Consider the following 23,648-nt stretch of genomic DNA (forward strand, 5'->3'; position numbering starts at 1 on the left):
TCACTCCCGTCGGCGCCGTCAGAACAAGACGACGGCCACCAGCCCGGCCAGCCCGAGCAGCGCCGTGCCCGCGCACATCAGCACGATCCGCCGGCCGTGCCGGAGGCGCGGCTCCGCGGTGTCGAGGTGCCGGTGCGTGTGCCCGGCGTGCCGCTTGGCGAACCACCACAGCGGAGGGGTGAGCACCAGCGCGACCGCCGCGGTGAGGAGGAACGACGTCGCGCCGTCCACCCCGGGCAGCGTCTGCCACGCCACCGCGCACGCCGCCGTGAACGACAGCAGCGTGCGGCGCCAGGCCAGCGCGGTGCGCTCGGCCTGGAGGCCGCGGTCGCGCTCGGGCCCGACGAGGGGCGGGGGACGGTCCGTCATGTCGGCGTGGCCCTCAGTGCAGCAGCAGGGCGAGCAGCACGAGGATGCCCACGACGGTGATGGTCACGACCAGCACGAACCCCGTGATCGCCCCCGGCAGCGGCCCGTGCTCGCGCATGGCGCGCTCCGAGCGGGCCCACTCGACCGCTGCCGCGACCGGGACGACGGCACCCGCCACCAGGAGCACGATCGCGGACGTGAGGCGCAGGTGCGGCTCCATGGGCAGGTCCAGCGCCTCGAGCGCCGTGCCGCCCGCGATGAGCCCCAGGGCCGTGCGGAGCCACGCGAGGATGGTGCGCTCGTTGGCCAGCGAGAACCGCGGGTCGGGCTCCGTGCCCCTCTCGTAGACCCAGCGCGGGAAACGCTCGCGGCTCACGTCGACGTGCCTCCTTCGTCTCTGCGGGTGCTGCCGACATCCTCCCGCAGCAGGCGCGGGAGCGCTCAGGGCGGGTCGTTGACGAACCGGAGCTTCACGCGGACGTCGTCGAGCGGCACGACCAGCGTCGACCCGTGCGGCGACCACCTCTCCGGGATGAGGAAGAGGGAGCCCCCGCCCTCGACCAGCAGCCGCAGGCCGCGGTAGCGGTACCGGTACGCGCCGTCCCCGGCCGCGAGGTCCTCCTCCACCACGGCCGGGTCGCCCACCTCCAGCTGCTGCGGGGTGTCGACGACGACGGCGGGCAGGCCGCCCAGGTCGCGGGCGAGCGCCTTGGCCTGGCCCCGTCCCGTCCACTCCGCCACCGTGCCGGTGGCCCAGAAGAGCGAGGCGACCACCGTGAGCACCAGCAGCAGGACGGCGGTGCGCGCGGGGTCGGTGCCCGGCGTCGGCCCCTGCGTCCCGTCGGCGCCGGCGGCGTGCGCTGCCGTGGCCCGCCGCCGGTGGGACCAGGTGAGGCCGTACGCGAGGCCCGCCGACCCGACGCCGATCACCAGCGGGGTCACCAACGGGTACGGGGCCCAGGCCGCGAGCGCCGGGTAGGCCACGATCAGCGCCACGCCGACCGCCAGCACGACGGCGCCGCCGACCGTCGACGCGAGCGTCCACCGGTGCACCACCGGCTCCGGTGCCCCCGCGAGCCGCCGCCGCAGCGCCGCGTCCGCGAGCACCAGCGCCGCCCCCACGAGCAGCACCGCGAGCATCGGCACGAGGAGCGGCTGCGGGCTGCGCATGACGAACTCCTGCGTGCTGTAGCCGAGCAGGTCGACGTCCACGCCGAAGTACAGGTACTGCGCGCGCGTCGTGACGTAGCCGAAGTAGAACAGGATCGCCGTGACGAACGTCGCCGGGGCGACCACCGTGCCCAGCACCGACCAGACGCGCGTCAGGACGCTCGGCTCGTGCGCGGCCGATGACGGCTGCTGGGTCACGGCAGCCCCTGTTCCTCGGTGGGCTCGTCGGTGGGCTGGCCTGTGGGCTCGTCGTTGGGCTCGTCGGCTGGTCCCGGCGTGACCTCGTCCTCCGGCGTCTCGGTCACCTCGTTCTCCGGCGCCTCGCTCGACTCCCCGGTCTCCGTCCCGCCCGGTTCGTCCGTCGCCGCTCCGGAGGACTCGACGGTCGCCGGGTCGCAGTCGTACCCGACGTCACCGGGCGGATGGCACATCGACCAGACGCTCCCGACCTCGAGGTCCTGTCGGAGCTGGTCGCACTCTTCCTGGGTGCTGCAGGTAGCGGTCGCGTCGAACGAGACGTCGACCAGCTCGGTCCCCGGATCGGGCGGCAGCACGGCGACCCCGCACGAGAGGTTGCCCGGCTCGAGCGTCACGCCGGCGCACGGCTCCCCGCACTCCGCGCCGGCCAGCGCGGCGCCCGCGGTCCGCACCGTCACCTGCACGATCTCCACGGTCACACCGGCGGGCAACCCGTCCGTCTGGATCGAGGCGAGCCCGCACCACGCGTCGCCGACGAGCACGAAGTCCTGGCCACCCATGAGGAGACCGGGGAGGTCGGCCTGGGCCTTGCCGCCCGCCTGCGGCAGCGGTTCCTCGAGGTCCTCCCCCGCGTCGGCGCCGACGGTGTCGTCGTCGCCCTCGTCGCCGCCGCTGTCGCCCTCGTCGCCGGGCACCGTCGCCTCGGACGTCGTCCCGCCCGTCGCCGTGCCGCGCGCGTCGTCGACCGACGGCTCCCCGCCGTCCCCGCAGGCTGCCGTCACCAGGACCAGCAGGACCGTCAGCGCACCCAGTCCTCGTCTCATCTCGCCCTCCCGGGAGCACCGGGCCGCGTCGTCGCGGTCAGAGGGCTCCGCGCGGTGCCGCGCGTCGTCCTACCCGTGGAGAGCGCGCGCGATCCCGCACTGATACCCGCCCCTCGACCGCACCCCGTGTCGGCGCCCGTCGGTAGCGTGCCCGGCATGCGCGCCGACTTCCTCGCCCTGCACCGCCCCGGCGACCCGCTGCTGCTGCCGAACGCGTGGGACGCCGGGTCGGCACGGGTCCTCGCCGCCCTCGGCTTCGCCGCCGTCGCGACGACGAGCAGCGGGTTCGCCGCGACGCTCGGCCGGCCCGACGGCGCCGTCACCCGGGACGAGGCCCTCGCGCACGCCGCCGCGCTCGCGGCCGCCGTCGACGTCCCCGTGAGCGCGGACCTGGAGAACGGGTTCGCCGACTCCCCCGCCGACGTCGCCCGCACGGTCGCGGAGGCCCGTGACGCCGGCCTTGCCGGGGGCTCCGTCGAGGACGCGACCGGGCGCGACGACGAGCCCCTCTACGACCGCGCCCTCGCCGTCGAGCGCGTGGCCGCCGCGGCCGAGGCGGCCGGCGACCTGGTGCTCACGGCCCGCTGCGAGAACCACCTGTACGGCCGGGACGACCTCGCCGACACGATCGCGCGGCTGCAGGCCTACCAGGAGGCCGGCGCCCACGTGCTGTACGCCCCCGGGCTGCGCGACGCCGCAGCGATCGCGACCGTCTGCCGCGAGGTCGACCGGCCCGTCAACGCCCTGCTCGTCGCGGGCGGGCCCACGCCCCAGGAGCTGGCCGACGCCGGGGTCGCGCGGATCTCCGTCGGCGGCACGTTCGCCTGGAACGCCCTGTCCGCGCTGGTCGACGCCGCCCGCGAGCTCCAGGCCGGCGGGGTCGGGTTCCTCGACCGCACCGGCCCGGCGCGCGACGTGATGCCGCAGGCGTTCCGGGGCTGACCGCCCGCGGCCTCCAGGCCGCGACCGCCAGGAGGCGGCGAGCGGTCAGGGCACGAGGCGCTGGGTGATCGCCGACTCCTCGGGCCCGTGCTGGACGCGGGCGAGCGCCCCGTTCACCAGCGCGAGGTACGGCGGCACGTGCCCGCACTCGACGTCCGCGAGGAGCGGGATCCCCAGGTCCCCCAGCGCGTCCCGGACCGCGTCGTGCTGGGTGAAGCCGTCCCCGTCGGGCGCGTGCGTGCGGCTCACCAGCACCGCGTTCGCCGCGTCGAACCAGCCCGCGTGGCGCATCGCCCACAGGGCCCGGCCGACCGCGAACGCGTCCCACTCCAGGATGTCGAGGTAGACGACCAGGCCCTCCGGCGCGTGCTCCGCGGCGAACCGGGCCACGTCGCCGTACGGCGTGCCCGCGAGGAGCGAGACCGTCTCCAGGCAGCCGCCGATCACCCGCCCCTGGACATCGACCGGCGCGGCCGGGTCCTCGCCGTCGAGCCGCAGCCAGGAGCCGGCGGCGTCGAGCGTCCACGTCGACACCTCGGGCTCGTTCTCGTAGTCGTCCCAGCCGGACGAGCGGTACCGCCGCGGCGAGCGCTGCACCAGCTCCTCGCCCTCCTGCGCCGCCGAGGCGACCTCCCACCAGCCGAGCAGGCCGGCGGGCACGTCGTACGGCGTGTCCATGAGGTTCTGGCCGTGCAGCGTGGCGACGCCGGTGCGCAGCGTGAGGGGCAGCTGGACCGTCGAGATGTCGGAGTACCCCACCAGCCACGTCGGGTCCGCGGCGAGCGCGTCCCAGTCGAGTCGTCCCAGCAGGTCCGTCGCCAGCTCCCCGCCCCACGGCGGCACGACGGCGCGCACGGCCGGGTCCGTGAGCATCGTCGTGAGTTCCGCCGCGCGCACGTCCGCCGGGGCGCTGACGATCCCCTCGCCCGTGGGCGTCTGGCCGAGACGGACGTCGTAGCCCTTCGCGCGCACGACGTCGGCGGCGTGCAGCAGTCGCCGGTGGAGCGGGGTCGCGACACCCGCCGACGGCGCGGTGACGCCGATCGTGTCGCCGGGGCGCAGGGGGCGGGGGTAGCGGATCGTCATGGCCGGACTCTGCCCGAGCGCCGGACACCGGGGCAACGGGATTCGCGGGCCTCGACGGTTTTCCACAGGTGCGTATCGGGCCTGGTGCGGGGTCGGGTTCCTCGCTAGGCTCGAACACATGTTCGAGTCATGGCACGAACACAGGCTCTGACTCTCGCTCGACGTCGAGGAGGTGACGCGGGGATGTCTGCCGCAGTGCTCGAGCAAGCGCTCGACGACCTGCCGGTCGTCACCACGCCGTGGGACGACCTGCTCTCCCCGGTCGGCCCGACGACGGTCCACGACGTCTCGGTCGCCCTGGACGACCTGGCGCGGATCCAGGCGCGACTCGACGCCCTGGAAGGTGAGAAGCTCCTGGCCGTCGAGCGAGCGCGCCGGGCCGCCGCGCGGTGCGAGCCCGACCTGCTGGCGGGCGAGCAGCTGCGGGTGCTGCGTGCGGGTACGGCGCGTCAGCACGAGCTGGCCCGCCGCGCGTTCGTGGCGGACGTCGCGACCACGCTGCGGGTCGGCGAGCGGCAGGCGGACCACCTCGTCGAGACCGCACGGACCCTGACCTCGTCCGGTTCCGCCACGCTCGCCGAGCTGTGCCGCGGCCGGATCGGCGCCCGCCACGCGACGGCGATGGCCGACGTCCTCGCCGACCTCCCCGACGCCCAGGCTCGAGCCGCCGTCCAGGCCGAGGCGCTCCCGCGGGCGGCGACGGCGACGCCGGCCCAGTTCCGTGCCTTCCTGCGCCGTGCCCGGGACCGTGCGCACCCTGAGCCGTTCGAGCGACGGCACCAGAGGGCGTCCGCGAAGCGCGCCGTGTTCGTCGACCCCGCGGCCGACGGCATGGCCTGGCTCAGCGCCTACCTCCCCGCCACGACCGCCCACGCGGCCCACGACCGCCTGACCACCGCAGCACGCACCGCCCGAGATGCCGGAGACGATCGCACCGTGGGCCAGCTCCGCGCCGACGCGTATGCCGCTCTCCTGCTGGCCGGAACCGAGGCCTCGCCCGGTCCCCACCCCGACACGGTGACGCGCTCCGGTGCGCAGGTGTCCGGCACCGGTGCGGCGCGGCCCGGAGAAGGGCTGGCGGCAGAGCTGGTCGCAGGTCTCGTACCGGACCTTGCCGACCATGCCCGCAGAATCACGCCGCGGGTACGGGTCACTGTGCCGGTGCTGACGTTGCTCGGCCGCTCGGGCGAGCCGGCCGAGCTGACGGGTCACGGCGCGATCGACCCGGGGGTCGCGGCGTTCCTCACAGCCCGGGCGCCCTCGTTGCGCCGCCTGCTCGTCGACCCGGTGTCGGGCACGCTGCGGTCCGCCGACCCCGGCACGTACGCCGTCCCTGCGGCACTGCGCACCTACCTCGAGGCGCGCGACGGCACCTGCCGCTTCCCGGGCTGCACCCGCCCGGCCGCCCGCTGCGACGTCGACCACACGGTCGCGTGGGCCGACGGCGGGCGCACCACGGTCGACAATCTCGCCCACCTGTGCCGGCGCCACCACGTGCTCAAGCACGAGACGCAGTGGCAGGCACGGCAAGAGGCCGACGGCACGCTCGTCTGGACGTCACCGACGGGACGCATGTCCCGCGACCCGGTCGCCGATCCTGTCGATCTCACCGGGTGCGAGCTCACCCCACCGGAGCCCGTGGACCTGACGGACCCGCCGTTCTGACGTGCTCGGCGCGCACCCTCAACCGCGCGCCCCATCAACCCTGCGCACCCTCAACCCTCGGGGAGAAGCGTGTCCGTGCTCCGGTGTCCCGGCCAGGATCGTGTGGTGTTCAGCCGCATCTTTGCGGCCGCGGCGACCGTCAGGTCGACGCCGGTGGTGTTCGCGAGGGCGCACAAGTTCCAGATCACGTCGAACATCTCCAGCCCGAGGGCAGCCTTCGCATCCTCGACCTCGGCTGCCCCCGCGGCCTGCAGGGCGCGCACGGCGTCGGCGACCTCCCCGACCTCGGACACGAGGTGCAGCATCCGGGCCGCCGGATCGCTCTGGTCCCAGCCGTGGGTGGTGCTGAGCTGCCGGGCGTTCTCGCAGATCTCGTCGAGCGTCATGGCACTGGACGCTAGACCCGGCCACGCTCAGAGCATCCCGCGCTCGCGGGCGACGGCGGCGGCCTCGGTGCGCGACTGGGTGCCGAGCTTGGTGTTGATGTGCGCCAGGTGGGACTTCACGGTGGCGACGGAGACGAAGAGCTCGCGCGCGATGGCGTCGTTCGACCGGCCGGCGGCGACGAGACGCAGCACCTCGAGCTCGCGGGCGCTGAGGGTCGCTCCCGGCGAGCGCATGCGGCCGAGGAGCCGACGCTGCACGTCGGCGCCGAGGGTGACCTCGCCGGCGGCGGCGGAGCGGATGGCGCGGGCCAGCTCCTCGGTGGGCGCGTCCTTGAGGAGGTAGCCCGTCGCCCCGGCCTCGACGGCGGCGAGGATGTCGGCGTCGGTGCCGTAGGTGGTGACGACGAGCACGGGCGTCGCGTGCCGGTGCACCACGGTGCCGGTCGCCTCCGCACCGCCGAGCCTCGACCGCCCCGGGCCGGCGTCGCCGAACCGCAGGTCGAGCAGGACGACGTCGGCCCGGCCGCCGGCGTCGAGCCAGGCGAGGAGGTCCTCGGCGGTGCCGGTCTCGTGCACGACGCGCATGTCCGGCTGCCCGTCGACCACGGCCCGCAGCCCGGCCCGCACCACGGGGTGGTCGTCGGCGAGCACGACGTCGATCATGGCTCCTCCACCTCCACGGGCAGCGTGACCGCCAGGGCGGTGCCCGCGCCGGGCGACGACTCGAGCGCGACGCTGCCACCCAGCTCCTGGGCCCGCGACCGGACGGACGGCAGCCCGAAGCCGCGACCGGTGGCCCCCGCGGCGCGCGCGACGGCCTCCGGGTCGAACCCGCGCCCGTCGTCCACGACGTCGAGGGTGACGGTGTCGCGCTCGTAGGTGAGCGTGAGCCGGGCGCGGCCGGCCTCGGCGTGCTGCACCACGTTGGCGAGGGCGGACTGCGCGATGCGCAGCAGCGCCGTCTCGACGGGCACGGGCAGGGGCCGCACGTCGCCGGCGGTGTGCACGGAGACGTCCAGGGGCTGCCGCGCCGCCACGCCGCGCAGCGCGGCGACGAGGGTGGTGCGGTCCAGGTCGCGCGGCGTGAGGTCCTGCACGACGCGGCGCGCCTCGGCGAGGCTGTCGCGGGCGGCGCCGCGTGCCTGGCCGACGAGGTCGCGGGCCCTGTCGTCGTCGGTGCCGACCGCGTCGTCGGCGGCGCGCAGCAGCAGCTCGATGGCGGACAGGGACTGGGCCAGGGTGTCGTGGATGTCGCGCGCCAGGCGGGCCCGCTCGTCCGTGACGGCCCGCTCCCGCTCGGCCTGCGCGAGGTGCTGGCGCACCTGGGTCAGCTCGTCGACGGTCCGCTGCCGCGTCTGCGACTCGCGGACGAACGCCTCGATCCCGAGCACGACCCCGACGGCGACCGCCGCACCGAGCACGGGGCCCAGCACGAACCCGGTCCACGGGTCGTCGGCGTCGGCCTGCACCAGCAGCCCCTCCGCGACGGCGAGCACCGTCGTGGCGGCCACCGCGACGACGCCGCGGTGCGGCCCGAGCACGTGCATCTCCAGGATCATCAGCGGGAACGCGAGCCAGAGGGCCGCGGGCGAGAGCCACAGCAGCACCACCCACGGGACCACGAGGGCGGCGATCCACGCGGTGTCGGGCCACCAGGCGCCGCGCGGGGTGTCGACGGAACGGTCGTGCACCCGCACCGCCCGGCGCCCCGCGACGTAGACGGCGACGAGCACGGCCGCGACGGCGGCCGACGCCCACGTCCGCCCCGGCGGGGCCTGCAGCACGGCGACCACGGCGAGCGCCGCGAGCAGGACGTCGAGCCCCAGGATGAGGGCGCGCGTCGCCGACGGCTGGGGGCGGTGGATCACCCCGTCCACGGTAGCCGCGCCGCGGCGCGGCGCATCGTCCAAAAGGTGGAACGGCCCGGCCACCCTTCGGCGCCGCAGGATCCCCCCGGCTCCCGATGATCGCGGGCCGTCCGGCGCGGAGGCTGGAGGCATCCCCGTCCCCGTCGACCCGTGGAGGTCTTCCCGTGTTCGTCGCCCTGCGCGATCTCCAGCATGCCCGCGGCCGCTTCGTCCTCATGTCCGTGGTGATCGTGCTGATCACGTTCCTCGTCACGTTCCTCGCATCCCTGACGGCGGGCCTGGCCCGCGAGTCGACGTCGGCGGTCACCGACCTGCCCGCCGACCACCTCGCGTTCTCCATGCCCGCCGCCGGCGACTCCCCCGAGTTCACGGCGTCGCGCGTGACGAGCGACCAGTGGGAGGGCTGGGCGCAGGTGCCGGGCGTGGAGTCCGCCGAGCCGCTGGGACTGGCCACGACGCGCGCCGGCTCGGACAGCACGACGGCGTCGGTCACCGCGCTGGGCGTGGCCGACGGCTCCCACCTGGTGCCGGGCACGGGCGACGTCGAGCCGGGCACGGTCGTGCTCACGCCGGGCGCGGCCGACGCCCTGGGCGCGCGGACCGGCGATACGGTCACCCTGGGCGGCGCCGACCTCACGGTCGCGACGACCGTCGACGCCGACGAGTCCTTCTCGCACACCCCGGTCGTGTGGACCACGCTCGACGACTGGCAGGCGGTCGGCGCACGCGGGGCCGGCGGCGACGACGTCGCGACGGTCGTGGCGCTCAGCGCCTCCGACGACGGCCCGACGGACGCCGCCCTGGCCGACGCGGACGCCTCGCTCGGCACGACGACGGTCACGACGTCGGACGCGCGCTCGGCGGTGGCGTCGTTCGCCGGGGAGAACACGTCGCTCACGACGATGCAGGCGTTCCTGCTGGCCATCTCCGCGCTGGTGGTGGGCGCGTTCTTCACCGTGTGGACCATCGGCCGGTCCGGGGACGTCGCGGTGCTCAAGGCGCTCGGCGCCTCCACCCGCTACCTGCTGCGCGACGCGCTCGGGCAGGCCGCCGTGCTGCTGGTCGGCGGCGTGGCGGTGGGCACGGGGCTCACGGTCGCGGGCGCCTCGTTGCTGCCCGACGTCGTCCCGGTGGTCGTGACGGCCGGGACCACGCTCGTGCCCGCCGCCGCCCTGGTGCTGCTCGGCCTGGCGGGAGCCGCCGTCTCGATCGCGCGCATCACCCGCATCGACCCGCACGCCGCGCTCGCGGCGCGCTGACCCGCTGACACCCCGACGACCCGGAGGACCTCATGGACCTGCACCTCGACCACGTCACCCTCGTCTACCCCGACGGCGACGGCACGCTCACCGCCGTGGACGACGTCGACCTCGCCGTCCCGTCCGGCACGACGACGGCCCTGCTCGGCCCGTCCGGGGCGGGCAAGTCCAGCCTGCTGGCCGTGGCCGCCGGGCTGACCAACCCGACCCGCGGCACGGTCCGGTTCGGCGAGGACGTCGTGTTCACGCCCACGACGACGGTGGCCGACGCGACCCGCGCGCGCCTGGACCGCATCGGCATGGTGTTCCAGTCGCCGCAGCTGCTGGGCTCGCTCACCGCGCTGGAGCAGGTGGAGCTGCACGCGCACCTGCGGGGCCGCCGCCCCTCGAGCGTGCGGGCGCGGGCCCTGGAGCTGCTCGACGCCGTCGGCGTGGCCGACCACGCGGGCAGGCGGCCCGCGCAGCTGTCGGGCGGGCAGCGGCAGCGCGTCGCGATCGCGCGCGCCCTGGTCGGGCGGCCCGAGGTGCTGCTGGTCGACGAGCCGACGTCGGCCCTCGACCACGAGCGCGGCACCCGCGTGGTCGAGCTGATCACGAGCCTGGCCCGCGAGACCGGCGCGGCCACGCTGCTGGTGTCGCACGACGCGTCCACCCTGGCCTCCGTCGACGCCACGGCCCGGATGCTCGACGCGCGGCTCGAGCCGGCCGAGGTCGGCGCCGTCTAGCAGCTCGGGCAGGGCTCCTGCGCACGCCGCGGGCGCAGGGCGAGGCGCGCGGCGGCCGCGGCCCCCGCGAACCGCTCGCCCCAGGTCGCCCGCCGGAGCCGCACGCGGAACGTGCTCGCGGCGGCGGCGTCGGAGGTGACCGCGCCGATCTTCTCCGGCGCGCACCGGCCGTACTTCGCCAGGTACGCGTCGTCGAGCAGCGCGTGCAGCTCGGGCGCCACCTCGGCGAGCACCACCGGCTGGCGGGTGCCGTCGACCTGGAGGTGCGCCCGCCCGCCACCGGCGCGCCGCGCGGCGTCGGGCGCGGAGCGCACGTACAGGTCGTGGCCCAGCTGCACCACCCAGCCGCGCCAGGGCCGGCCGGGTTCGCGGGCGACGTCCACCTGCACGGCGGTCGCGGCCTCGAGGGCCTCGAGGACGTCCAGCTCGTGGAGGAAGGCGGCGGCGCGCGTCAGGAGGGTCACGACGGGTCGAACAGTGACCTGGGCCACGGGTATTCCGGCGGGCGCCCGCCGGAGGTCACCAGTCCAGCGGGTCCCGCGAGATCGGGCAGGTCATGCAGTGCCCGCCGCCGCGCCCGCGGCCGAGCTCCGCGCCGACGATGGTGATGACCTCGACGCCGGCGCGACGCAGCGCCGCGTTGGTCAGCGTGTTGCGGTCGTAGGTGAAGACGACGCCGGGCTCGAGGGCGACGGCGTTGTTGCCGGAGTCCCACTGCTGGCGCTCGGAGGCGTACGCGTCGCCCGCCGTCTCCACGACGCGCAGCTTCGGCAGCCCGAGCGACCGGGCGACGACGTCGACGAACGGGGTGTCGCCCTCGTCCGTGACCTCCACGCCGGGCGACGCGTCCGACGGCCGGAGCGTGAAGGCGTGGATGCCGTCGACGATCGTGGGGTGCACGGTGACGAGGTCGCGGTCGGCGAACGTGAACACGGTGTCCAGGTGCATCGCGGCGCGCAGCCGCGGCATCCCCGCGACGACGACCTGCTCCACGTCGCCGCCCTCGAACAGCGCCTTGGCGAACTGGGTGATGCCCTGGCGAGACGTCCGCTCGCTCATGCCCACGAGCACCGTGCCGTTCCCGACGGGCATGACGTCGCCGCCCTCGATCGTGGCCTGCGCCCAGTCCTGCTCCGGGTCGCCCCACCACACCCGCGAGCCGACGTACTCGGGGTGGAAGGAGTAGATCGCCTTCATCAGCAGCGTCTCGTCCTTGCGCGCCGGCCAGTACAGCGGGTTGAGCGTGAGGCCGCCGTAGATCCAGCAGGTCGTGTCGCGCGTGTACAGGGTGTTGGGCAGCGGCGGCAGCAGGTACTCGGGGGTGCCGGTGGACTCGCGGGCCAGGTTCACGTAGTCGCTGCGGAAGTCCTCGGGCAGGTCGTGCGTCGAGAGCCCGCCGATGAGGAAGCGCGACAGCTCCCGGTCGGTCAGGGACTCGAGGTATCCCCGCGTGCCCTCCACCAGGCCGAGCCCCACCTGGTTCGGCACCACCTTGCGGTCCAGCAGCCAGGACCGCGCCTGCGGGATCGCCATCGTCTGCGCCAGCAGGTCGTGCAGCTCGACCACCTCGACGCCCCGGTTGGTGAGCTTGTTGACGAAGTCCAGGTGGTCGCGCTGCGCGGACTCCACCCACATGACGTCGTCGAACAGCAGGTCGTCGGAGTTCGTGGGGGTGAGCCGCTCGTGGGCGAGCCCGGGCGAGCAGACCAGCACCTTGCGCAGCCGGCCGACCTCCGAATGGACGCCGTGGGCCGGGGCGGCGGGCTGCGCGGACGGTGCGGTGGTCATGGGGAGAACCTTTCGGTCGGACGACGGACGGTGCGGTCGGTGGTGACGGTCAGATCGAGATCCAGCCGGCGGCGAGACCGATCACCGCGAGGACGGCGATCGCGACCACGACGACGAACAGCGCCAGCTCGGCGGGGTTGAAGACCCGGCGCCCCTGCTCGCGCCGCGTCATGACGAACAGGACGGTCGCGGGCGCGTAGAAGAGGAACGAGACCAGCACGAGGCTCAGGCCGGCCGCGAAGACGAGGAAGGCCGTGTAGACCGTCGCCAGGACCGTGACGACCAGGTCCCCGCGCAGCGTGGATGGCGGCGCGCCGTCGTAGGTCTCGCGCGTGGCGCGCAGCTTCACCGCGTAGAGCGCGGCGAGCAGGAACGGGATGAGCGTCATGACGGCGGTCATGTCGAGCGCGAAGTCGAACGCGTCCTCGGAGAAGTACGTGAGGATCAGCACGACCTGCGACAGGGACGTGCTCAGCAGCAGCGCGTTGACGGGCACGTCGCGGTCGGTCGACCGGGTGAGGAAGCGCGGCATGTCGCGGTCCTTGGCGGCGACGAACAGCACTTCCGCCGCCATGAGCGTCCACGCCAGGTACGCCCCCAGCACCGAGATGATGAGGCCGACGCCGACGAAGACGCTGCCCCACTCGCCGACGGCCGCCTCGAGCACCCCCGCCATCGACGGCTGTCGCAGCTCGGCGATCTCGCTCATCGGCATGATGCCGTAGGACACGATCGTCACCGACGCGAAGATGGCGAACACGCTGACGAAGCCGAGGATGGTGGCACGGCCGACGTCCTCGCGGCGCTTCGCGTGCCGGGAGTAGACGCTCGCGCCCTCGACGCCGAGGAACACGAAGACCGTGACCAGCATCGTGCCGCGCACCTGGTCGAACAGGGAGCCCGCGTAGTCGGCGCCGCCCCAGTTCTCCGCGAACGCGCTGGGGTCGAAGACGAACAGCGCCAGCAGGACGAAGACGATGATGGGGATGATCTTGGCGACGGTGACGATCCGGTTGATCGCCGTCGCCTCCTTGATCCCCCGCCGCACCAGCAGGAAGAACAGCCACAGGCCGACGGTGGACAGCGCGAGCGCGAGCACCGTGTCGCCGGCGCCGAGGGCGGGGATCCACTGCCCCAGCGTCGACATGATGAGCACCCAGTAGGTGACGTTCCCGACGCACGCGCTGGCCCAGTAGCCGGCGGCCGCGAAGAAGCCCGTGTACTCGCCGAAGCCCGCCTTCGCGTACGCGTAGACGCCGGCGTCGAGGTCGGGCTTGCGCATCGCGAGCCGCTGGAACACGAACGCGAGCATCAGCATGCCCGCGCCCGCGACGACCCACGCGATGAGGGCGCCCATGACGCCCGTCTCCTGGGCGAACCGGCGCGGCAGCGAGAACACCCCGGCGCCGACCATGGACCCGACGACCATCGCGGTGAGGGTCAGCAGCGACACCTTCGCCGTCGTGCCGGTCCCCGACGTCGTCTCCTGGTGCGCCATCTGTCGTGTCCTCCTGAGGTCGGACCTACCGGGTGCTGCGGCCGATCGTTCCACCGTCGCGCCTGGTCCGCGCGTCGGCCGTGCGATCCACCTTGCGTGCGACGGCGTCCAGGAGGTCGCCCGCGGGGATGCGCAGGGTGCCGGTCCAGGAGGGCAGGACGCCGGCCCTGGCCGCGCCGAGGACGAGCCCCGCGACGGCCAGCCCGAGCAGGACCGGCCAGACCGCGCCCCAGGCCGTCACGGCGTCGAGCCCGGGCACCTTCTCCGGCGGCAGCCAGAGCCACGCCAGCACCCAGGTGCCGAGCGTGCCGCCGACGGCGAGCACGACCCACGACCACAGCCCGCCGTCGGGCGCGGCCGGGCCGGGGTGGCCCGACGCCCGCAGCAGCACGAGGGCGCGAAGGAGCAGCAGCGTCGACACGGTCGCGACGAACGGGAGCACCGCGGTGACGTCGACGAGGAACGGCGCCTCCCCCACGGCCCGCTTGGCGGCGTACTTGGCCACGGCGCCGCTGCCCAGGGGCGCGCCGGTGATCGCCAGGGCGAGCACGAACGCGCCGCCCAGCACCACGGCTCGGGCGCGGCCGGCGCCGTAGCGTTCCCAGACCTCCACCGCCATGATCAGCCCGCCCTTCGCCATGCCGTGGTGCACCGCGTAGACGACGGCGGTGAGCACGCACGCCTCGGCCAGGTCGGGGGCCCCGAGGGCCACCCCGACGACCATGGCGAGGAACCCCATCTGGCCCACGGTGCTGTAGGCGAGGGAGACCTCGGGGTCGTCAGTGAGGACGCCCGGCACGAGCACGCCGAACGCTCCGACGAGCGCCGCGACCACCAGCAGGGTGCCCCAGCCAGGCATCGCCTCGTGCCCCAGCGGGAGGAAGCGGAGCCAGCCCACCAGGCCGACCTTCACCACGGTGCCGCTCAGCACGGCCCCGACCGGCACGGACGCGGCCGCCTCGTCGATCGGCAGCCACCCGTGCAGCGGGAAGGTGGCGGCCTTGATGCCGAACCCGAGCAGGAGGAGACCCACGACCACCCCGCCCGTGGGGGCGGCGGCGACGGCCGCAGGGGCGTCGGCCAGGTGCAGCCCGCCGGCCGCGACCACGAGCACGACGGCGGCCGCGAGGACGACGTCGCTGGCCACCGCCAGGACGAGGTAGAGCCGGCCCGCGCGCCGCGCCGTCGCCGTGCGGGGGTGCAGGATCAGCCGGTGCGCGGCGACCGTCGTCACCACGCACCCGGCGAGGAACGTCACCGCGTCGGCGGCGACGAGCACCGTCGCGGTGCCGACGAACGCGACGAGCAGCAGCCCGCTGCGCGACGCCGTCCGCGCGTCCGCGGACCGCTCCGTGAGGGCGAGCGCCGCGGCGTACAGCACGCCGACGAACAGGAGCAGCGGCCTCCCCACGACGTCCAGCTGGAGGGCCGCGCCGCGGACGGGGCCGAGCAGGTCCACCACCACGACCGGGACGAGGGCGAGCGGCGCCGCCCGAACCAGGCGGTCCGGCCCGAGGTCGGGTCCGTGCGACGACCGCACGAGGAGCACGACGGCCGTCACCGCCGGCACCGCGAGCGCGACGAGCAGCAGCCAGGTCATGGCGCCAGGGTGGTCAGGCGCCCGGCAGCGTGAGCGCCCCCGAGCGGACGGCCGCGACGACGCCGCCGTCGACGAGGAGGTCCGTGCCGGTGACGAAGGACGAGTCGGGCCCGAGCAGGAAGGCGACGGCCGCGGCGATGTCGTCGGGGCGCCCGAGGCGGCCGGTGCCGGAGGCCTCGACCATCGCGCGCATCCCCGCCCCGGACTCGCCCTGGAGCTCCTGCTCCCCCATCGGGGTGACGATCACGCCGGGGCTCACGGAGTTCACGCGGGCGCCGCGCCGCCCCCAGGCGAGGCTGGCCGTCTGCACGCGCAGCTGGTTGGCGCGCTTCGCGATGCCGTAGGCCGCGCCCGGGTCGGCGACCGCGTCCCCGCGGAGGAACGGGAGGTCGAGCAGCGCGTCGGTGGGGGTGCTCGCGAGCGCCGCCTCCAGCTCGGCGGGGAGGCGGCCGACCGCCATCGACCCCGCCATGGACGCGATGACCACGCCCGCGCCGCCGTGCGCGACCACGGCGCCGAACTCGTCGAGGCTGTGCGCGACGCCCAGCAGGTCGACGGCCAGGATCGGGCCCACCGCCGCCTGCGTCGGCGAGAGCCCCGCGGTGTGCACGACGGACGTCACGGGCCCGAGCGACGCGGCCTCCGCGGCGAGCTCCGCCACCGACTCGCGCTCGGACACGTCGACGACGCGCGCCCGCACGTCGTGGGTGTCGCCGAGCGCGTCGGCCACCCGGGTCACCGCCTCGTCGGAGAAGTCGGCGAGCAGCAGCGTCCGGCCCGGCGGCGTGCGGCGCGCGATCTCCTCTCCCATCCCGCCGACCCCGACGACGACCGTCACCTCGCTGCTCGCCATGCGCCGCTCCCTCGCTCGCCCTCGTCGGCACGGTCCCCATGCCGTCGTCCGCCATCCTCCCCCGGTGGGGTCAGCCGTGCGCGAGCACCTCGAGGGCCACGACCGCCACCCCGAGCACCACCTCGGCCAGCAGGAGGAGCCACTTCTGCCAGGTGGGGATCGCCGCGCGCCGCACGGCCACGTACCCGACGAGGCCGAGGCTCGCGACCAGCGCGACGGTCGAGGCGGTGAGCGCGCCCGCCGTCGTCCACGTCCCGCGCCCGGCCAGCCACAGGAACACGAGCGGCAGCACGACGACGCCGCCGGCGCTGGAGACCACGCCCACCATGTGGCGGCTCTCGGCGCGCGTCGGGAGGTGGTTGTGCACCACGACGTGCGACACGAGGTCGGCGAGGAAGACGGCGAGGAGCGTGCCGCCGACGGTGATGACCAGGGTGGTCGCCGCCCGGCCTGGCGTGAGGCCCTCGACGTGCCCCCGGAGCGCCAGCACCACCGCCAGCGCCGCGAAGGTGACGTACACGCGTTCCTTGAGGCGGTCGGCCCGCTGGTCCGGCGTGAGCTGGTCGCGACGGCGCCTGCGGCGCTCGCGACGGTCGGTCGCTCGGCTCATGCGTGCACGGTAGGCCCCGTGGTCGGATGTTGACACGCGGGCGCGGTCCGGGCATCCTCGTGAAACGACTCAATTTGAAGCGCTTCAAAGTAGAAGTGGGAGAACGATGACGACCTCGACGGCACCGGGAAAGATCCCGGGCAGGACCTGGTACCGCACCACGGTGGCGGGCATGGCGTCGTACCTCGACGCCGGCGCGATCATCACCACCGGCACGGCGCTGGTGCTGTACAAGGAGCCGCTGGGCATCAGCGACGCGCAGTTCGGCCAGTACTCGGCCCTGCTGACGTTCATGATCGCGGCCGGCGCCCTGGTCGGCGGCCGCCTGGCCGACCTGTTCGGCCGCAAGCGCGTCTTCCTCGCCACGATGGCGGTGTACGTCGCCGGCGCGGCGGTCCTCGTGGCCGCGCCGGGCACCGGGGCGCTGTACGCCGGCGTCGTGCTGCTCGGCCTCGCGGTCGGCGCGGACCTGCCCGCGTCGCTCGCGATGATCGCCGAGGAGGCGCCGCCCGAGCACCGCGGCAAGCTGATCTCGTTCTCCCACATCCTGTGGCTCGTCGGCATCATCGCCGCGCAGCTGTTCGGCATCGTCGTCGGCGGCATGGGCATGACGGGCGGCCGGATCATGTACGGGCAGCTCCTGGTGCTGGCCCTCGTCGTGCTGGTGCTGCGGGCCGGGATGCCGGAGTCGTCGCGCTGGCAGGCCGCGCACGCGGGCGCCGCGGCCAGCGACCCGGGCGCCGACGCCGTCGACCTCGGCACCCTCAAGCGGCTGCTGCACGGCCCGTACCTCATGCCGATGGTCGCCGTCGCGCTCTTCTACGCCCTGGTCAACGTCGGCGCGAACACCGGCGGCCAGTTCTCCACCCTCATGTACACGGAGATGGCGGGCTCCACGGTGCGGTTCGCGTCCACGGTCGGGTTCGTCACCTTCGCCATCGCGTTCGCGGCCACCTACGGGCTGATGCGGATCGTCGACGGCGCGCACCGCATGCGCTGGTTCGCCGTGATGGCCGTGTTCTACACCCTCGGCTACCTGGTCCCCGTGGTCTTCGGCGTCGAGGTCTGGACGCTCGTGACCATGGGCGTGGTCGGCTCCATCGCGGGCGCCGTCGCGGGCGAGCCGATGTTCAAGGTGTGGGCGCAGGAGCTCATCCCCACCACCTACCGCAGCACCGCGCAGGGCGTGATGATCGCGTTCACCCGCGTGGTCGCCGCCGTCGTCGCGCTGTGGACACCCACCCTGCTCGCGGCCAGCCCGAACGTGCTGTTCGTGTTCGTGGCGGCGTGCATCGCCGTGGGCGGCGTGATCGGGTACTTCTGGATCACCCGGTACCCGCGCGTCGCCGACGACGAGCCCGCCGCCCCGGCGACCACCACCCCCACCCCGATCGAGGGAGCCCGATGACCGTCCCCGCGCCCGTCCTGCGCGTCGAGCACCACCCGCAGCCCGCCCTCGGCGTCGGCGAGGACCGGCCCCGCCTGTCCTGGCACCTCGACGCCGCGCACGCGGCCTACCGGCAGGGCGCGTACGAGGTCGCGTGGCGCACGACGGCGCCGGACGGCACGGTCCTCGACGAGGCGACCGCCGTCGTCGACGGCGCCACGCAGGTCCTCGTGCCCTGGCCGGGCGCGCCGCTCGCCCGCCGTGCCCGCGCCGAGGTGCGCGTGCGGACCCGGGACGGCGGCGCCGACGAGGAAGCGGGCGACGCGGGCTGGGGACCGTGGAGCGAGCCTGTCGTCGTGGAGCGCGGGCTGACGGCGGCCGGCTGGACCGCCGAGCTCGTCGGGCCCGGGTACGACGAGGGCCCGGTCGAGAGCCGGCGCGCCCCGCTGCTGCGCCGCGGGTTCGACGTCCCCGGTGACGCCGTGCGGTCCGCGCGCCTGCACCTCACCGCGCACGGCCTGGTCGAGGCGGAGCTCAACGGGCGGCGCGTGGGCGCCGACGAGCTGGTGCCCGGCTGGACCCCCTACGACGACCGCCTGCGCGTGTCCGTCTACGACGTCACCGACCTCGTGCGCCCGGGCGAGAACGCCCTCGGCGCGTGGCTGGCCGACGGCTGGTTCCGCGGCCGGTACGGCTTCGAGGGCGGCCACCGCGACCTGTACGGCGACCACGTGGGCGTGCTCGCCCAGCTCGAGGTGGTCACCGACACGGGCACGGTCGTGGTGGGCAGCGACGCGTCGTGGCGCAGCGCCCCCGGCCCGCTCACCCGCGCCTCCCTGTACGACGGCGAGACCTTCGACGCGCGCCTGCTGCCCGCGGGCTGGTCGGAGCCCGGCTTCGACGACGCCGCCTGGTCGCCCGTCGTCGTGCACCCCCTGGACCGCGCCGTGCTCGCGGCCCCCGACGGCCCGCCGGTGCGCTGCACGGGCGAGCTCGCGCCCGTGAGCGTGACCCGCGCGCCCGGGCCGGACGGTGAGGACGGCTGGCTCGTCGACTACGGGCAGAACCACTCCGGCCGTCCCCGCCTCGTCGTGCCGGCCGCCCCCGCCGGGACCGTGGTGCGCGTGCGGCACGCCGAGGTGCTGCAGGACGGCACCCTCTACACGCGCACGCTGCGGGAGGCCGCCGCCACCGACGAGGTCGTGCTCGACGGGGAGGCCCTCACCTGGGAGCCGCGGTTCACCGTGCACGGCTACCGGTACGCGCACGTCACGGGCTGGCCCGGCGAGGGCGCCCCGGCGATCGTCTCCCGCGTGCTGCACAGCGACATGGCCCGCACGGGCTGGTTCGCCAGCAGCGACCCGGCGCTCGACCGCCTGCACGAGAACGTCGTCTGGAGCCTGCGCTCCAACTTCGTCGACATCCCCACCGACTGCCCGCAGCGCGACGAGCGCCTCGGCTGGACCGGCGACATCCAGGCGTTCGCACCCACCGCCGCGTTCCTCTACGACGCGCACGGGATGCTCGCCGACTGGCTGCGGTCGCTGTCGGCCGAGCAGCGCCGGTTCGACGGCACCGTGCCCGTGTACGTGCCGTGGATCCCCGGCGGCACGTACTGGCAGCCGTCGCAGGACATCGCCGGGTGGGGCGACGCCGCCACCCTCGTGCCCGAGGCGCTGCACCGCGACTCCGCCGACCGCGACCTGCTCGCGCGGCAGTACGCGAGCGCCGTCGCCTGGGTGGACAAGGTGGCCGGCCTCGCCGGGCCCGACCGGCTGTGGGACACCGGGATGCAGCTCGGCGACTGGCTCGACCCGACCGCCCCGCCCGAGGACCCGCTGCGCGCGCAGACCGACCCGTACCTCGTGGCCACGGCCTACCTCGCCCGCTCGGCGCGGGCCGTCGCGGACACGGCCCGCGCGCTCGGGCGCGACGCCGACGCCGCCCGCTACGAGGCGCTCGCCGAGGAGGTCGCCGCCGCGTACCGCAAGCGCTACGTCGACAGCGGCGACGCGATGCACGACACCCAGACCGCGCACGCGCTGTCGATCGTCTTCGACCTGCTGGACGGCGACGACGCCCGCCGCCGCGCGGGCGAGCGGCTCGCGGCCCTGGTGCGCGACGGCGGGAACACCGTCGGCACCGGGTTCGCCGGCACGCCGCTGGTCGCCGACGCCTTGAGCGGCACCGGGCAGCTCGACGCCGCGTACGCGCTGCTGCTCAGCCACGCGTCGCCGTCGTGGCTCGCCATGGTGGACCTCGGCGCCACGACCATCTGGGAGCGCTGGGACAGCATGCTCACGGACGGCACGGTGAACCCGGGCGAGATGACGTCGTTCAACCACTACGCCCTCGGGTCCGTGGCCGACTGGCTGCACCGCGTGGTCGCCGGCCTCGCCCCGCTCGAGCCGGGTTACCGCACCTTCCGGGTGGCCCCGCGGCCCGGCGGCGGGCTGACCCACGCCTCGGCCCGGCACGTCACGCCGTACGGCGCCGCCGAGGTCGCGTGGCGGATCGAGGACGGCGCCGACGGTGAGGAGCTCGTGGTGCGCTGCGTGGTGCCCGTCGGCACCACCGCCGAGCTGGACGTCCCGGGCGCCCCGCCCGCCGTCGTCGGGCACGGGGAGCACGAGGTGCGCGTGCGCCGCGGCTGATCAGGCGCGGGCCCGCCGCTCGCGCGCCCGGCCCACCGCCTTGACCACCTCGACGAGCAGGAAGACGACGACGGCCAGGCCGAGGGTCTTGCCCCACTCCTCGAGGCCGATGGGGGCGGCGTCGAACCAGTCGTGCATGAACGGCGTGTACACGAACACGCACTGCAGGCCGATCAGCGCGACCGCGGAGATCCAGATGACGCGGTTGCCCCGCAGCACGTCGACCGTGAGGCTCGACCGGTCCAGGAACCGGCAGTTGAACAGGTACGCCAGCTGGCCCAGCGCGAGCATGGTCACGGCCGTGGTCTGCGCCTCGGCGAGCGGAGCGCCCTGCGCCCGCTCGGCGTAGAAGACGAACAGCGTGGCGCCGCCGATGAGCAGGGACACGATGAGGATGCGGCGCACGAACACGGCGTCGAGGATCGACGCCTTCGGGTCGCGCGGGGGCCGCGACATCACGTCGGGCTCCGCCTTCTCGTACGCGAGGCCGAGGGACAGCGTGACCGCGGTGATCATGTTGATCCACAGCACCTGCACGGGCGCGAGCGGCAGCACCAGGCCGAACAGCACGGCCACGAGGATGACCAGCGACTGCGCGCCGTTGGTGGGCAGCAGGAAGAGCACCGACTTGCGGATGTTGTCGTAGATCCGCCGCCCCTCCTCCACGGCCCGCTCGATGGTCGCGAAGTTGTCGTCGGCGAGCACCACCTCCGCCGCGTCCTTCGTGGCCTCCGTGCCCTTGATGCCCATCGCGACGCCGACGTCCGCCTGCGTGAGCGCGGGGGCGTCGTTGACGCCGTCGCCCGTCATCGCGACCACCTCGCCGTGCGCCTGCAGCGCCGACACGATGCGGATCTTGTGCTCCGGGCTGGTGCGGGCGTACACGTGCACGTCCTGGACGACGGCGCGCAGCTGCGCGGTGCTCATCGCCTCCAGCTCGGCACCCGTGAGGACGGCGGGTCCCGCGCCGTCGGGGCCGACCTCGTCGTGCACGATGCCCATCTCACGGCCGATCGCCACCGCGGTCCCCGCGTGGTCGCCCGTGATCATCGTGACGGCGATGCCCGCGTCGCGGCACTGCGCGATGGCGTCGATCGCCTCCGGGCGCGGCGGGTCGACGATGCCGACCAGGCCGCACAGCTCCAGGTCGACGAGGGTGTCGGCGAGCGGGGTGGACGGCTCGGCGGACGGGTCGACGCGGCGGCGGGCCGCGGCCAGCACCCGCAGGCCCCGGCCTCCGATCTCGTCGATCTGCGCCTCCCAGAACGCGCGGTCGACCGGCTGCGCCGTGCCGTCGGGCGCGGTCTGCGTGCTGCAGCGGTCCAGCACCCGGTCGGGCGCGCCCTTGAGGTGCACGACCTGCCCGCCGTCCGCGTCCCGGTCGAGGGTGGCCATGTACTTGTTCTCCGACTCGAACGGCACCAGGTCCTGCCGCGACCAGCCCGCGGTGTCGAAGCCGGCCTTCATGCCGAGGCTGCGCAGCGCGCCCTCCGTCGGCTCGCCCACCAGCCGCCAGTCCTCGCCCTGCTCGCCGGGCTCCCCCGGCACCACGCGGGCGTCGTTGCAGAGCATCATCGCGGCGACGACGGCGGTGAGGTCGCGGTCGTCGGCGAGGTCGGCGTGCCGCGACCCCTCGCCCACGAGCGTGAGCTCGCCGACGGGCGCGTACCCGGCCCCCGCGACGTCGAACGACCGGCCCGCGGTGCGCACCAGCCGCGCGGTCATCTCGTTCTTGGTAAGCGTGCCGGTCTTGTCGGAGCAGATCGTCGTGACGGAGCCGAGGGTCTCGACGGCGGGCAGCTTGCGCGTGATGGCGCGGCGGCGGGCCATCTGCTGCACGCCGAGCGCCAGGGTGATCGTCACCAGGGCGGGCAGGCCCTCCGGGACGGCGGCGACGGCGAACCCGATGGACGCGGACACCAGCTCCGGCACCGAGAAGTCGTGCACCACGCGCCCGATGACGACCATCACGACGGCCATGCCGAGGATGAGCACCGCGAGCAGCTTGCCGAACCGGTCGAGCTGCTTGGTCAGCGGGGTCTCCAGGCTGGTGACCTCGGAGATCATCGTCTGGATGCGGCCGATCTCGGTGCGCTCGCCGGTGGCCGTGACCACGCCGACGCCCTGGCCCGCGGCCACGAGCGTGCCGGAGAACAGCATGCTGGTGCGGTCGCCCACCCCGGCGTCGGCGTCCACGGCGTCGACGCGCTTGCTCGCCGCGACCGACTCCCCCGTGAGCGCCGACTCCTCGACGCGCAGGTTGGTCGCCTGCAGCAGGCGCACGTCGGCGGGCACCCGGTCGCCCGAGCGCACGCGCACGACGTCGCCCGGCACGACGTCGTCGGCGTCGATCTTCGCCCAGGCGCCGTCGCGGCGGGCTTCGGCGTGCACGGAGAGCATCTGGCGGATGCCGTTCAGCGCGCTCTCGGCCCGCCCCTCCTGGATGAAGCCGATCGCCGCGTTCACCACCGCGACCAGCAGGATCACGGTGAAGTCGACCCAGTCGCCGAGGATCGCCTTGAGCACGGCGGAGACCAGCAGGATGTAGATGAGCACGTCGTCGAAGTGCACCAGGATCCGCTTCCACAGCGGGTCCTTCTCCGGCGGCGGCAGCCGGTTGGGGCCGACCTCCGCGAGCCGTTCCCTCGCGTCGGCGGCGCTCAGCCCGCCGTCGTCCGTGCGCAGCGCGGAGAGCACCTCGGCGGGCGGTCGTGACCAGGGGGTCGCTTCCGTGGCGACGTCCTGCGCAGATCCCATGCCGCCCAT

21 protein-coding genes are annotated in these 23,648 nt (G+C 74.9%); 6 read left to right on the forward strand and 15 right to left on the reverse strand.

Annotated elements, in window-relative coordinates; translation table 11 throughout:
• Positions 1 to 18: 18 nt before the first annotated feature.
• The 4 genes from ACFQ8Y_RS01395 to ACFQ8Y_RS01410 form a co-directional block, all read right to left on the reverse strand.
• Entirely contained in the window at positions 19 to 369 is a 351-nt protein-coding gene (locus tag ACFQ8Y_RS01395; protein WP_430562206.1) for a hypothetical protein, read from the reverse strand.
• Between the two features lie 13 nt (positions 370 to 382).
• On the reverse strand, positions 383 to 745 hold the full coding sequence (locus ACFQ8Y_RS01400; protein ID WP_429730731.1) for a YidH family protein: 363 nt from the start codon (positions 743 to 745) through the stop codon (positions 383 to 385).
• A gap of 65 nt (positions 746 to 810) precedes the next feature.
• Positions 811 to 1,737: a hypothetical protein gene (locus ACFQ8Y_RS01405; RefSeq protein WP_430584361.1), complete on the reverse strand. Its 927-nt coding sequence runs from the start codon at positions 1,735 to 1,737 to the stop codon at positions 811 to 813.
• Complete coding sequence (locus tag ACFQ8Y_RS01410; RefSeq protein WP_430584362.1) at positions 1,734 to 2,561, reverse strand: hypothetical protein; 828 nt, start codon at positions 2,559 to 2,561, stop codon at positions 1,734 to 1,736. The genes ACFQ8Y_RS01405 and ACFQ8Y_RS01410 overlap by 4 nt, the downstream gene beginning before the upstream one ends.
• A 156-nt stretch (positions 2,562 to 2,717) precedes the next feature.
• On the opposite strand from ACFQ8Y_RS01410, the gene ACFQ8Y_RS01415 reads away from it, so the two are divergent.
• On the forward strand, positions 2,718 to 3,503 hold the full coding sequence (locus ACFQ8Y_RS01415; RefSeq protein ID WP_430562203.1) for an isocitrate lyase/phosphoenolpyruvate mutase family protein: 786 nt from the start codon (positions 2,718 to 2,720) through the stop codon (positions 3,501 to 3,503).
• Between the two features lie 45 nt (positions 3,504 to 3,548).
• Here ACFQ8Y_RS01415 and ACFQ8Y_RS01420 read toward each other — a convergent pair whose 3' ends face one another.
• Complete coding sequence (locus ACFQ8Y_RS01420) at positions 3,549 to 4,589, reverse strand: S66 peptidase family protein (RefSeq protein ID WP_430584363.1); 1,041 nt, start codon at positions 4,587 to 4,589, stop codon at positions 3,549 to 3,551.
• 183 nt (positions 4,590 to 4,772) lie between these two features.
• Between ACFQ8Y_RS01420 and ACFQ8Y_RS01425 the strand changes: the two genes are divergently transcribed.
• Positions 4,773 to 6,254: a DUF222 domain-containing protein gene (locus ACFQ8Y_RS01425; protein ID WP_430584364.1), complete on the forward strand. Its 1,482-nt coding sequence runs from the start codon at positions 4,773 to 4,775 to the stop codon at positions 6,252 to 6,254.
• Positions 6,255 to 6,304: 50 nt separating this feature from the next.
• On the opposite strand, the gene ACFQ8Y_RS01430 is transcribed toward ACFQ8Y_RS01425, so the two are convergent.
• The 3 genes from ACFQ8Y_RS01430 to ACFQ8Y_RS01440 are packed head-to-tail and all read right to left on the reverse strand — an operon-like array spanning position 6,305 to position 8,508.
• Positions 6,305 to 6,640 carry a MazG nucleotide pyrophosphohydrolase domain-containing protein gene (locus ACFQ8Y_RS01430; protein WP_430584365.1) on the reverse strand — a complete coding sequence of 112 codons (336 nt, stop codon included), beginning with the start codon at positions 6,638 to 6,640 and terminating at the stop codon, positions 6,305 to 6,307.
• Positions 6,641 to 6,667: 27 nt separating this feature from the next.
• Positions 6,668 to 7,303 (reverse strand): LuxR C-terminal-related transcriptional regulator, encoded by a 636-nt coding sequence (locus ACFQ8Y_RS01435; RefSeq protein WP_430584366.1) that lies wholly within the window; start codon positions 7,301 to 7,303, stop codon positions 6,668 to 6,670.
• Positions 7,300 to 8,508 (reverse strand): sensor histidine kinase, encoded by a 1,209-nt coding sequence (locus ACFQ8Y_RS01440; RefSeq protein WP_430584367.1) that lies wholly within the window; start codon positions 8,506 to 8,508, stop codon positions 7,300 to 7,302. The genes ACFQ8Y_RS01435 and ACFQ8Y_RS01440 overlap by 4 nt, the downstream gene beginning before the upstream one ends.
• Before the next feature lie 164 nt (positions 8,509 to 8,672).
• On the opposite strand from ACFQ8Y_RS01440, the gene ACFQ8Y_RS01445 reads away from it, so the two are divergent.
• Entirely contained in the window at positions 8,673 to 9,767 is a 1,095-nt protein-coding gene (locus ACFQ8Y_RS01445; protein ID WP_430562198.1) for an ABC transporter permease, read from the forward strand.
• A 32-nt stretch (positions 9,768 to 9,799) separates the two neighbouring features.
• Positions 9,800 to 10,492, forward strand: a complete 693-nt coding sequence (locus ACFQ8Y_RS01450) for an ABC transporter ATP-binding protein (protein ID WP_430584368.1) — start codon at positions 9,800 to 9,802, stop codon at positions 10,490 to 10,492.
• On the opposite strand, the gene ACFQ8Y_RS01455 is transcribed toward ACFQ8Y_RS01450, so the two are convergent.
• The 6 genes from ACFQ8Y_RS01455 to ACFQ8Y_RS01480 form a co-directional block, all read right to left on the reverse strand.
• Entirely contained in the window at positions 10,489 to 10,956 is a 468-nt protein-coding gene (locus tag ACFQ8Y_RS01455) for a DUF2255 family protein (protein ID WP_430584369.1), read from the reverse strand. The two genes, ACFQ8Y_RS01450 and ACFQ8Y_RS01455, sit on opposite strands and share 4 nt — an antisense overlap.
• Before the next feature lie 55 nt (positions 10,957 to 11,011).
• Positions 11,012 to 12,280, reverse strand: a complete 1,269-nt coding sequence (locus ACFQ8Y_RS01460; RefSeq protein WP_430549267.1) for an arginine deiminase — start codon at positions 12,278 to 12,280, stop codon at positions 11,012 to 11,014.
• A 49-nt stretch (positions 12,281 to 12,329) separates the two neighbouring features.
• A complete protein-coding gene (locus ACFQ8Y_RS01465; RefSeq protein WP_430549268.1) occupies positions 12,330 to 13,778 on the reverse strand; it encodes a basic amino acid/polyamine antiporter in 1,449 nt (482 codons plus the stop codon).
• Positions 13,779 to 13,803: 25 nt separating this feature from the next.
• Positions 13,804 to 15,378 (reverse strand): proton-conducting transporter membrane subunit, encoded by a 1,575-nt coding sequence (locus ACFQ8Y_RS01470; protein ID WP_430584370.1) that lies wholly within the window; start codon positions 15,376 to 15,378, stop codon positions 13,804 to 13,806.
• A 13-nt stretch (positions 15,379 to 15,391) separates the two neighbouring features.
• The gene (locus ACFQ8Y_RS01475; RefSeq protein ID WP_430584371.1) at positions 15,392 to 16,231 is read right to left on the reverse strand and encodes an SDR family oxidoreductase; all 840 of its coding nucleotides are present in this window, start codon (positions 16,229 to 16,231) and stop codon (positions 15,392 to 15,394) included.
• Between the two features lie 70 nt (positions 16,232 to 16,301).
• Positions 16,302 to 16,841 (reverse strand): hypothetical protein, encoded by a 540-nt coding sequence (locus ACFQ8Y_RS01480; RefSeq protein WP_430549271.1) that lies wholly within the window; start codon positions 16,839 to 16,841, stop codon positions 16,302 to 16,304.
• 106 nt (positions 16,842 to 16,947) lie between these two features.
• On the opposite strand from ACFQ8Y_RS01480, the gene ACFQ8Y_RS01485 reads away from it, so the two are divergent.
• A complete protein-coding gene (locus ACFQ8Y_RS01485; protein ID WP_430584372.1) occupies positions 16,948 to 18,249 on the forward strand; it encodes an MFS transporter in 1,302 nt (433 codons plus the stop codon).
• Complete coding sequence (locus ACFQ8Y_RS01490) at positions 18,246 to 20,882, forward strand: glycoside hydrolase family 78 protein (RefSeq protein ID WP_430584373.1); 2,637 nt, start codon at positions 18,246 to 18,248, stop codon at positions 20,880 to 20,882. The genes ACFQ8Y_RS01485 and ACFQ8Y_RS01490 overlap by 4 nt, the downstream gene beginning before the upstream one ends.
• Here the strand turns inward: ACFQ8Y_RS01490 and ACFQ8Y_RS01495 are convergent, their stop codons facing one another.
• On the reverse strand, positions 20,883 to 23,639 hold the full coding sequence (locus ACFQ8Y_RS01495; RefSeq protein WP_430584374.1) for a cation-translocating P-type ATPase: 2,757 nt from the start codon (positions 23,637 to 23,639) through the stop codon (positions 20,883 to 20,885). It abuts the gene before it with no gap.
• Positions 23,640 to 23,648 lie beyond the last annotated feature (9 nt).

Origin of the sequence: Isoptericola sp. NPDC056605 (assembly GCF_042792795.1) — a bacterium.
Lineage (GTDB): Bacteria > Actinomycetota > Actinomycetes > Actinomycetales > Cellulomonadaceae > Isoptericola.